Below are 3,052 nucleotides of genomic sequence, written 5' to 3'. Positions count from 1 at the left end.
GCGGTGGCGGCCTGTGCCGCCGTGGTCCTGCCCGTGTCCATGGGAGTCCTGGCACCCCAGGCCTTCGCGAGCACCACCTCGACGGATCCGTTCGGACCCGCATGCTCGTCCCTGCCCCAGAGCGGAGCGGGCAGCGCCGCGGCCATGGCCTCCCAGCCCGTGGCGACCGCCGCGTCCCAGAATCCCCAACTGTCCGCGCTGACAGCGGCGTTGCGGCAGGCCGGACTGGTGGACACGCTCAACAACGCGAAGAACATCACGGTGTTCGCACCGACCAACGCCGCGTTCGAGAAGATCCCGAAGGCGGATCTCGACGCGCTGCTCGCGGACAAGGCGCAGCTGACCAAGGTCCTGACCTATCACGTGGTCGGCCAGAAGATCACCAAGTCGCAGCTGTCGAACGGCACGTTCAACACGCTGGAGGGCAGCACGCTGTCGACGTCGGGCTCGGGCTCGACGTTCAAGGTCAACGACACGGCGAACATCGTGTGCGGCGGCATCACGACGTCCAACGCCACGGTCAACCTCATCGACACGGTCCTGATGCCGAAGTAGGCACCCGTCACGGCCGGCCCGGCCCCGCCCTCCCCGCAACGAAGGAGGGCGGGGCCGGGTGCGCGTCAGGGCTCAGTTCCCCACGCCGAGGCCCGACATGAACGCCGACGGGTACCGGTCGCCGCGCGCCGTGCCCGGAGGGACCGCCTTCTCGATCGCGGCGAGGTCTGCCGCGGTGAGGGCCAGCTCCGTCGCGGGCAGCGCCTCGGCCAGCCGCTCCCGGGTGCGGGCGCCGACCAACGGCACGATGTCGTCGCCCCGCGCGGCCACCCAGGCGATGGCCAGCTGGGCGACGGTGCACCCCTTGTCCCCGGCGATCCGGCGCAGGGCCTCCACGAAGGCGAGATTGTGTTCCACGTTCCCGGCGGCGAAACGCGGGCTGACGGCGCGCATGTCGCCGGGGCCCGCGGTGTGCCCGGCGGTCCAGTGGCCGGAGATGAGACCGCGGCTGAGTACGCCGTACGCGGTCAGGCCGATGCCCAGCTCCCGCAGGGTGGGCAGGACCTCCGCCTCGACCGCGCGGGAGATCAGCGAGTACTCGATCTGGAGGTCGGCGACCGGGTGCACGGCGTGCGCGCGGCGGACGGTCGCGGCGTCGACCTCCGAGAGGCCGAGGTGCCGTACGTACCCGGCGTCGATCATCTCCTTGATCGCGCCGACGGTCTCCTCGATCGGTACCGCCGGGTCCAGCCGGGCGGGACGGTAGATGTCGATGTGGTCGGTGCCCAGCCGGGTCAGTGAGTAGGCCAGGAAGTTCTTGACCGCCTCGGGACGGCAGTCGTGCCCGCCGAAGTCCGGGCCGGGTCCGCGCAGCATGCCGAACTTGACGCTCAGCAGGTAGCTGTCCCGGTCCCGGCCGCGCAGGGCCTCGGCGAGCAGCAGTTCGTTGTGGCCCATCGCGTAGAAGTCGCCCGTGTCGATCAGCGTGACTCCGGCCTCCAGCGCGGCGTGCACCGTGGCGACACTCTCGGCGCGGTCGGCGTCGCCGTAGGCGCCGGACATGCCCATGGCGCCGAGGCCCAGCGCGGAGACTGCGGGTCCGGTGCTGCCCAGGGTTCGCGTCTGCATCACGTCTCTCCTTCGTCGTCGATCTCCTTCCACCCTGCGCCCCCGGCGCCGGGTACGGGAGCGGAGCGTTCATCATGGGAGAGCCGCTCCCTGGCTGGTTCGTGCGCCACGAGAGACCATGGAGCCCATGGAACGTGAGCAGCTCGCCGACTTCCTGCGCTCCCGGCGCGAGGCCGTCCGCCCCGCCGACGTCGGCCTCCCCGACGGCCCCCGGCGCCGTACCACCGGTCTGCGTCGCGAGGAGGTGGCCATGCTGGCCGGGATGTCGGTGGACTACGTCGTACGCCTTGAGCAGGGCCGCAGCAGTCAGCCCTCGGCCCAGTTGCTCGGCGCGCTGGCCCGGGCGCTGCGCCTTTCGGAGGACGAGCGCGCCCATCTGTTCCATCTGGCCGGGCATCGGCCGCCGCCCGCCGACGGGGTGGCGCGGCTGGCCCGCGCCGGTCTGGTGCGCATGCTCGATCTGCTCGGCGACACCCCCGCCCTGGTGCTGTCCGACCTCGGTGAGGTCCTGGCCCAGAACCGGACGGCCTTCCTGCTGAACGGCGACCCCACCCGCTTCACCGGTGACCGGCGCTATCTCGTGTACCGGTGGTTCACCGACCCCGAGGCCCGCGCCGCCGCCCCGGAAGAGGACCGGGAGGAGCGGACCCGGCAGATCGTGGCGGACCTCCGCGCGACCGTCGGGCGCAGGTCCGGCGATCCGGCGGTCACCGGGCTCGTCGAACGGCTCCAGGCGGTGAGCGCCGATTTCCGCCGGTTCTGGGCCGCGCACGAGGTGGCGGTCCGGCGCGCGGACCGCAAGACCCTGCTGCACCCGCGGGTGGGCCGGCTGCTGATGGACTGCGAAACGCTGGTCACCCCCGACCAGGGCCAGCAACTGCTGGTGCTCACCCCGGCGGACGTCGAGACCCGCGAGCGGCTGGACCTGCTGCGCGTGCTCGGCGTCCAGGACTTCCCCACGGGGGCGACGGGTACGCCGGCCCGGTGAGGCGGCGGGGCCGCGCAAGCCGGGCCGGCGGACGTACCGGACCGGGCGGGTACGTCAGGACGACGGCCCCGAACCCGGGCGGGGCCGGCTCAGGGCGCGGGCGCACCAGCCGATGACGACGGCGTTGACCAGGGCCCCGAGGGCGATGGGGAGGAAGAGCATGGACCAGTGGTCGGGCGGCAGGACCACGAGCAGGCTGACGGGCAGGGTGGCCACCACCGGCACCACTCCGGCGAAGGACGCGTCGGGGTTGTCGCCCAGGGTCACCACGACGGCCCAGACGCACATCAGCACGACCGCCACGAGGTAGACGCGGGCGAAGACGCTGCTGAGCGTCCGGCGCAGGACGCGCAGGGCCCGGTGGGACGATGCGGTGTCGGTCACGGTGGTGGTCTCCCGGTGTGTGGTGGTCATGAGGTCGGTGGTCCTTTTCGGTGATAC

The 3,052-nt window shown here is 72.4% G+C and carries 4 protein-coding genes; 2 read left to right on the top strand and 2 right to left on the bottom strand.

All coding sequences use genetic code 11. The features are described 5' to 3' along the window. Window positions 1-555: fasciclin domain-containing protein (locus tag GXP76_RS34915; protein WP_242575632.1), on the top strand; the 555-nt coding region annotated here is incomplete at its 5' end. Between the two features lie 72 nt (window positions 556-627). Here GXP76_RS34915 and GXP76_RS34910 read toward each other — a convergent pair. Further along, entirely contained in the window at window positions 628-1,623 is a 996-nt protein-coding gene (locus GXP76_RS34910; protein WP_242575631.1) for an aldo/keto reductase, read from the bottom strand. Window positions 1,624-1,750: 127 nt separating this feature from the next. Here GXP76_RS34910 and GXP76_RS34905 point away from each other — a divergent pair, with 127 nt between their 5' ends. Beyond that, window positions 1,751-2,611 carry a helix-turn-helix transcriptional regulator gene (locus GXP76_RS34905; protein ID WP_242575630.1) on the top strand — a complete coding sequence of 287 codons (861 nt, stop codon included), beginning with the start codon at window positions 1,751-1,753 and terminating at the stop codon, window positions 2,609-2,611. 54 nt (window positions 2,612-2,665) lie between these two features. Here the strand turns inward: GXP76_RS34905 and GXP76_RS34900 are convergent, their stop codons facing one another. Continuing rightward, the gene (locus GXP76_RS34900) at window positions 2,666-3,025 is read right to left on the bottom strand and encodes an SCO4225 family membrane protein (RefSeq protein WP_242575629.1); all 360 of its coding nucleotides are present in this window, start codon (window positions 3,023-3,025) and stop codon (window positions 2,666-2,668) included. Window positions 3,026-3,052 lie beyond the last annotated feature (27 nt).

It is taken from the genome of Streptomyces sp. NP-1717, from assembly GCF_022695985.1.
Taxonomy (GTDB): Bacteria; Actinomycetota; Actinomycetes; order Streptomycetales; family Streptomycetaceae; genus Streptomyces.
Note: the sequence above shows the minus strand (reverse complement) of the source record. Positions and strands in the feature narration are given on the sequence as shown.

Coding starts and splice junctions, on each gene's coding strand:
- GXP76_RS34900 (WP_242575629.1), bottom strand. CDS start 3,025: ATGACCACCACACACCGGGAGACCACCACCGTGACCGACACCGCATCG.
- GXP76_RS34910 (WP_242575631.1), bottom strand. CDS start 1,623: ATGCAGACGCGAACCCTGGGCAGCACCGGACCCGCAGTCTCCGCGCTG.
- GXP76_RS34905 (WP_242575630.1), top strand. CDS start 1,751: ATGGAACGTGAGCAGCTCGCCGACTTCCTGCGCTCCCGGCGCGAGGCC.